Origin of the sequence: Massilia sp. BSC265 (assembly GCF_000740675.1) — a bacterium.
In the GTDB taxonomy this organism is placed as follows: domain Bacteria; phylum Pseudomonadota; class Gammaproteobacteria; order Burkholderiales; family Burkholderiaceae_D; genus Telluria.
The window spans coordinates 1-7,270 of sequence record NZ_JPXI01000021.1; the positions used below are offsets into that span (position 1 = coordinate 1).

Below are 7,270 nucleotides of genomic sequence, written 5' to 3' on the forward strand. Positions count from 1 at the left end.
AATCCACATCATCCACCGCTTGTGCGGGTCCCCGTCAATTCCTTTGAGTTTTAATCTTGCGACCGTACTCCCCAGGCGGTCTACTTCACGCGTTAGCTGCGTTACCAAGTTAATTAAAACCCGACAACTAGTAGACATCGTTTAGGGCGTGGACTACCAGGGTATCTAATCCTGTTTGCTCCCCACGCTTTCGTGCATGAGCGTCAATCTTGACCCAGGGGGCTGCCTTCGCCATCGGTGTTCCTCCACATCTCTACGCATTTCACTGCTACACGTGGAATTCTACCCCCCTCTGCCAGATTCAAGCCTTGCAGTCTCCAACGCAATTCCCAGGTTGAGCCCGGGGCTTTCACGTCAGACTTACAAAACCGCCTGCGCACGCTTTACGCCCAGTAATTCCGATTAACGCTTGCACCCTACGTATTACCGCGGCTGCTGGCACGTAGTTAGCCGGTGCTTATTCTTCAGGTACCGTCATTAGCCGCAGATATTAGCCGCAGCCGTTTCTTCCCTGACAAAAGAGCTTTACAACCCGAAGGCCTTCTTCACTCACGCGGCATTGCTGGATCAGGCTTGCGCCCATTGTCCAAAATTCCCCACTGCTGCCTCCCGTAGGAGTCTGGGCCGTGTCTCAGTCCCAGTGTGGCTGGTCGTCCTCTCAGACCAGCTACTGATCGTCGCCTTGGTAGGCCTTTACCCTACCAACTAGCTAATCAGATATCGGCCGCTCCACAAGCATGAGGCCCGAAGGTCCCCCACTTTCATCCGTAGATCGTATGCGGTATTAGCGTAACTTTCGCTACGTTATCCCCCACTTCTGGGTACGTTCCGATATATTACTCACCCGTTCGCCACTCGCCGCCAGGTTGCCCCGCGCTGCCGTTCGACTTGCATGTGTAAAGCATGCCGCCAGCGTTCAATCTGAGCCAGGATCAAACTCTTCAGTTCAATCTCTGTTTGTTGACACTTTCGTGTCATCCTGATTTCTCAGGAGTCGCTCACTCAAGATACTGACCGTCGCTCATTGCTGAGCAACGTTAATACTTTTGTGAACATTTGATAATTTAAGTAATCACTGACCGAAGCCAGCGGCACCTTCATCAAACGCCCACACTTATCGACTGTTGATTGTTAAAGAACCGTTGTTCTGTACTACCTTGCTGCACCGTGCGAAGCGTTGTGTTCGTCAGCAGCAGAGGAATGAGATTATGCAGTGTTTCGCTTAACTCGTCAACCCCTCACACACTTCGTTTTTAGATTTTCTCTTGAGCTTGTCATCGTAACCAGTTGATTACGTTAACGTTTTTCTGCTCGAAACGAAGCGGACGCGAACTATAGCAAAGCGCGCGCCCGCTTGCAAGTCCCTCCCTCGTCAACGCAACGGCACCAGTTCGATGACCTGTCTTGCCGCCTTCTCCACCGCCTCCCGCGAGTACAGCAGCGGGAAGTACTTGCCCTCGGCCCAGGGCTGCGCGAGATCACGGTAATGCGGACTGGCAGGGTCGCCGGACTGGCCGGGCGTATTGATCGCACGTGAATTGTCCCAGTTACCGACGTCGAGCACCATGCGGAACGAAGGCCCGTGCGCCTGCCAGAAACTGTCGGGGTGATAACTCGACACGTTGACCGTATAGGCGCCGCCACCGCGCGGCAGTGGCCCGACGTTCACCTGCGCCCGGGCGGCCTGATCGAGGATCGGGCTCATCGGATGCAAGAAATGGCTGAAGTGCAGCTTGCCCCACTGCCAGCGCGCCGGATCCGGGCCCTGCAATCCCTCCAGTTCCGCCCAGGCGCGGCCGAGACTGGTGAGCAGGACCGCGTTACGCTTGCGGACCGCATCCGCGCCGAAGCGTTGTGCAGGCTTTTCCAGCGATTCGAGCAGAACACTCGCGTGCGGCGCATCGAAACTCTGCGCTGCTGCCGGCGGGAGTACCGCCTCCTTAAAGGCATTGCCGAGGTGCCGCGACCACCATGCCTCATACAAGGCTGCCGCTGCAGACGTGGCCTGTTCTTCTCCGTCCCATGCGGATAACAGGCGCAGTGCTGCCTGGGTCTTCTGGTCCGGGGACGACAAGGGCTTGAGCAGGGCCACCAGCCGGCGCGCATTCAGCGACACGACGTCGTTCTGCAGGCGCTCCATGTCTTCCATGCTCGCCTTAGGGATCTTCGATAACACCTCTGCGATTCGTCGGGCGCGCGCATTGTCCGGCCATTCGAAGCCGAGTTTGTGCTCCCGGTAGGGGAAGCTCGCCGGGAGGTTCATCTCGTTCGCCGACGCGAACCAGCCCTGCTTCGGATTGAGCACATAGGGCAGCTTCGCGCCGTCGAGGAAGCCCTTCCATTCGTAGCGGCCATCCCCCGGCACAGGCATCAGGCCATCCCAGTTGGGTCGCACCGGCGCTAAGCCGCCCGCAACCCAGCCGATATTCCCGGCCGTGTCGGCATACACTTGGTTTTCGGTGGGCGCACCCCAGCGCTCCATCGCGCGGCGGAACTGGGTGAAGTCCTGGGCCTTCATGTAATCGATGCTGCCGAAGTAAGGGGCCATGCCGGGCGCCGTCCACGCAGTGCGGACCGCCAGCGCTCGCCGTCTGGCAGCGTCCTGGTAGATCACGGGACCGTGGCGGGTGAAGCGCAACTCGACCGTCCTCGCGGCCCCTCCACGCACCGCCACCTTCTCGCGCAGCACGCGGAAGTTCTCCCAGCCGTCCCTGTAGCGGTACTGCCGCGGGTTCTTTGGATTGATCTCATAGACGTACAGGTCTTCCTGGTCGATGCTGAAGATGGTCAGACCAAAGGCGACCTTGCCGTTATGGCCGATCGACACGCCCGGCAGCGCTGGCTCCCCTGCCCCGATGACGTCGAGGCCGGGCGCACTCAGGTGCACGATGTAGCGCAGCGACGGCGCGCCATAGGCGCGATGCGGGTCGTTTGCCAGGATCGGGCGGCCGGTCGTCGTGCGCGAGGGCGCCACCACCCAATTGTTACTGCCCTCGAGCGTTTCCTCGTTCGGAAGCGCACGCGATACCTGCAGCCTGCGTCGCTCGAAGCGCACGTTCTCGGTCGCGCGCGTGAAGACGTCGAGCGCATCGTCTGGCAGGCATGGATCGAGGCCTTCGGGTATGCGGGTGATCCACGCCGGCGACAGCTGGGAGCGCACCGCGTCCGCCGCCAGGCCCGCACTGCAGACCACGCGTGCACGCGCGACTTCCTGGGTGAGGTTGCGCGTCAGCCCGTGGCTACGAATGCGCACCACGTCTTCCGGACGCCACTTCGCCGGCATGTAGCCGAGCTGGCGGAATTCGAAGGGCAGCAGCTCCGGCTTGCGCGCGATGGTGTCGATGTAGGCATTGATGCCGGCGACGAAGCGGGCGCTGGTCCGTTGCGCGTCCTTGCCGTAGGCCGCCCATTCCGGTTCCATGCTGCCGCGGTACAGGAACAGGCGCGCCGCCCGGTCCTGCTCCACATAGGAGGGGCCGAAGACCGAGGCCAGCTCGCCCAGCCCGCGCCGGCGCCATAAATCGATCTGGAACAGACGGTCGCGCGCGGCGTTGAAACCCTGGACGAAGAAGGCATCTTCCTGGCTCGCCGCGTAGATATGAGGCACGCCCCAGCGGTCGATCAGGATCCGGGCCGGCTGGCCCAGGCCGGCCACCTCCACAGGCTGTGCGGCCGCCGCTCCGGCAAGCGTTGAAGCAAGGGCGCCCGCCAGCAGCGCCGCACCGAGTCGAGTCAGCCCCCTCACGCCGGCGTCGCCACTGCAGGCACAGGGGTCGGGCTCTTGAAGCGCATCGGGGGGATGGTCCAGTAGGTGAGCGCCCGCCACAGCCATTCCATCGGGCCATAACGGAAGTGCGACAGCCACACGTGGCTGAACACGATCTGCGCTGCCGCGAGCACGACCACGAACAGCATCTGGTCGACGCGTGAGATGCCCCAGTTGCCGAAGCCGTAGCCAAAGAAGAAAGTGGAGGCGACCAGCGACTGCGTCAGGTAGTTCGTCAGGGCCATGCGGCCGAACGGTGCCAGCACGCTCACCTTGTTCAGGGGCGATGCGCTGTACAGCATCAGGATCACCAGGCTGACATAACCGAGCGAGGCTGGAAGATTGCCCAGCATTTGCAGGCCGGAGGCCAGTTGGAAGCCGTCGGTGCCCTGCGATCCCGGCACCCGGTGCATGGCGATGGCGGAGCCCAGCACACCCATGCCGAGACCGATCGGAAGGCCGAACACCGCCAGCTTGCGGAACAGCGGGACATTAGCCTGCGCCTTCTCCATGATGCCCGAGCGGACAAACCAGGTACCAATCAGAAACATGCCGATCAAGACCGTCGCGAAGCCGACCTGGCCCGGCGCCTCTTCGAAGAAGTGCTTGGCGCGCATGTTCACTGCGTCGCCATAGCTGCCTTTGGTGAGCACGGCGGTCTCCGTCTTGATGCGCGCTTCGCGCTCCTTGAGATTCTTCACCCGCGCGGCCTCCTGCTCCTTCTGCTTCTTCGCTTGCTCCTTGCTGGCTGCCACAGGCGGCTTCTCCGGGAAGAAGTACATCGATGCCCCGGCACCCGTCATCATCAAGAACGAGAAGCAGTAGATTCCGACACCGATGCGCCATGGACGGGCGGGCTTGTCGGCGCGATAGCGCGCGGTGAGCCAGCCCAGCGTGACCAATGCGATACCGAGCATCGGCAGGCCGAAGCGCGCCTGTGGCGGCATGGCGGGCACGAACCAGGTGACCGCACCGCCGATTGTTGCGAGCACGCCGACCAGCATCATGATGAACGCAATGACCGGCACCTTGCCGAGGCGCTTCATGCGCTGCTCGCCGCGCAGCCACCATGCGACGAAGCCGAAGAAGGCCAGGCCGCCGGCCACGCCGTACAGCCAGTCCGCGCCGGGGATGAAGCCGCCGCCGACACACAGGGCGATCGCCAGCAGGATCCACTTGGTGCGCCCATACAGCACGATCAGGAGGGCGGTCGCCGCGACCGCGTAACTGAACAGGATGTCGCCAGCGAACAGGAAGATATGGTGCAAGGCGCCGAAGACGGCCAGTGCGGCAATACGGCGCATGTAGGGAACGAGGAAGCTGCGGCCCGCGCGCTCCGCCCGAGTGAGCATGACGGCGAAGCCCATGCCGAACAGGAGCGAGAAAATGGTCCAGAATTTGCCGGTAACAAAATACTGGACGAAGTAGCTGGCCAAGAAATTTGCGCCGGCGAGACCGGTTTGCATGCCGGTGCCGATGTCCGCCGTTGCCCTGTTGAAGAACTCGACGTTCATCAGGAGGATGCCGATGAGGGCGAAGCCGCGCACGACGTCGAGCGACTGGATGCGTTCGTGGCTCGCGACCGGCGTCAACCCCGCCGGTACAGCTGGTCTATCCATGGCCATCTCCTTCTGCTTATAGTCAAGCGATCGTATTCCAGAGGGCTTCCGGCAAAAGGGCTCATGCGACGAAACGACAGAAAGCGATGACAAAGCGTGTTTTGGAGAGGCATGATGAATATTGCATGAAGCCGGGCGGGGCTTGTGCGCTTGCTGGTCACCTCGCTTGCAAATAGCTTGTGTGCGATCTATATTGGATTGATGAAAACTTCTTCCCCCTCCCCTTCCACGCCTGTGCTGGGCGACCAGCTCTGCTTTGCCCTGTATTCGACCTCGCTGGCGATGATGCGTGTTTACCGCGGCCTGCTGCCGAAACTCGGGCTGACTTACCCGCAATATCTGGTCATGATGGTGTTGTGGGAGCAGGACGAGCTGACGGTGTCGGATATCGGCGAGCGCCTTTTCCTGGACTCTGCAACGCTCACGCCCCTGCTGAAGCGGATGGAGACGCAGGGCCTGGTGCAACGGGCGCGGGCGCGTGCCGACGAGCGGCAGGTGATTGTCACCCTCACCGAACAGGGCCAGGCCTTGCGAAACGATGCGGCAGCGCTGATGCCCGAGATCCTGTGCGCTACCAAATGCTCGGTGGAAGAAATCACGAGCCTGCGTGATCAGCTGGTCGACCTGCGCAAGAATCTGAACGATAGCGCTGGGAGCTAAACAAGCGGAGCGTCAGCCCCGCTTGTTATGCCTGCGAGGATGACGTGGCGTTGGGACGCAGCGAAGACTCGCAGTGCGAATCCGAAAGCAAAAAGCCCGCTCAGTCGATACTGAGCGGGCTTTGCTTATAACTAGCCTGACGATAACCTACTTTCACACTGGTTGCAGCACTATCATCGGCGCAAAGTCGTTTCACGGTCCTGTTCGGGATGGGAAGGGGTGGGACCGACTTGCTATGGTCATCAGGCTTTGACTTGTCTGAGCTTTTACCGATCGGTAAAAAACTCACAATCCGGGAAGAAGTATCGTTCTTTTTATTCTTGGGGTAGCAGTATCAACAAACTGCAGCTGTATTCTTGACTTGTCTATAGCCTACCAAGGTTATAGGGACAAGCCGTACGGGCAATTAGTACTGGTTAGCTTAATGCATTACTGCACTTCCACACCCAGCCTATCAACGTCCTGGTCTCGAACGACCCTTCAAGGAGCTCAAGGCTCCGGGAAATCTCATCTCAAGGCAAGTTTCCCGCTTAGATGCTTTCAGCGGTTATCTCTTCCGAACTTAGCTACCCGGCAATGCCACTGGCGTGACAACCGGTACACCAGAGGTTCGTCCACTCCGGTCCTCTCGTACTAGGAGCAGCCCCCTTCAAATTTCCAACGCCCACGGCAGATAGGGACCAAACTGTCTCACGACGTTTTAAACCCAGCTCACGTACCACTTTAAATGGCGAACAGCCATACCCTTGGGACCGGCTACAGCCCCAGGATGTGATGAGCCGACATCGAGGTGCCAAACTCCCCCGTCGATATGAACTCTTGGGAGGAATCAGCCTGTTATCCCCAGAGTACCTTTTATCCGTTGAGCGATGGCCCTTCCATACAGAACCACCGGATCACTATGTCCTACTTTCGTACCTGCTCGACTTGTCGGTCTCGCAGTTAAGCACGCTTATGCCATTGCACTATTAGCACGATGTCCGACCGTACCTAGCGTACCTTCGAACTCCTCCGTTACACTTTAGGAGGAGACCGCCCCAGTCAAACTGCCTACCATGCACTGTCCCCGATCCGGATAACGGACCAAGGTTAGAACCTCAAACGAACCAGGGTGGTATTTCAAGGATGGCTCCACCAGAACTGGCGTCCCCGCTTCAAAGCCTCCCACCTATCCTACACAGATTGGTTCAAAGTCCAATGCAAAGCTACAGTAAAGGTTCATGGG

Annotated in this window: 3 protein-coding genes and 3 rRNA genes; 1 reads left to right on the plus strand and 5 read right to left on the minus strand. The window is 59.9% G+C overall.

Annotation, left to right across the window (positions count from 1 at the left end; genetic code table 11):
* The 3 genes from MA09_RS03465 to MA09_RS03475 all read right to left on the minus strand — a co-directional run.
* Positions 1 to 948 (minus strand): 16S ribosomal RNA (locus tag MA09_RS03465); the annotation flags it as partial.
* A 424-nt stretch (positions 949 to 1,372) separates the two neighbouring features.
* Positions 1,373 to 3,745, minus strand: coding sequence for a penicillin acylase family protein (locus MA09_RS03470; RefSeq protein WP_036245537.1), 2,373 nt, complete (start codon positions 3,743 to 3,745; stop codon positions 1,373 to 1,375).
* The gene (locus MA09_RS03475; protein WP_152594546.1) at positions 3,742 to 5,385 is read right to left on the minus strand and encodes a DUF418 domain-containing protein; all 1,644 of its coding nucleotides are present in this window, start codon (positions 5,383 to 5,385) and stop codon (positions 3,742 to 3,744) included. The genes MA09_RS03470 and MA09_RS03475 overlap by 4 nt, the downstream gene beginning before the upstream one ends.
* A gap of 201 nt (positions 5,386 to 5,586) precedes the next feature.
* On the opposite strand from MA09_RS03475, the gene MA09_RS03480 reads away from it, so the two are divergent.
* Positions 5,587 to 6,045 carry a MarR family winged helix-turn-helix transcriptional regulator gene (locus MA09_RS03480; protein ID WP_036245541.1) on the plus strand — a complete coding sequence of 153 codons (459 nt, stop codon included), beginning with the start codon at positions 5,587 to 5,589 and terminating at the stop codon, positions 6,043 to 6,045.
* A gap of 134 nt (positions 6,046 to 6,179) precedes the next feature.
* Here the strand turns inward: MA09_RS03480 and rrf are convergent.
* Together rrf and MA09_RS03490 are read right to left on the minus strand one after the other, a co-directional pair.
* Positions 6,180 to 6,292, minus strand: a 5S ribosomal RNA gene (rrf, locus tag MA09_RS03485).
* Positions 6,293 to 6,430: 138 nt separating this feature from the next.
* Positions 6,431 to 7,270 (minus strand): 23S ribosomal RNA (locus tag MA09_RS03490); the annotation flags it as partial.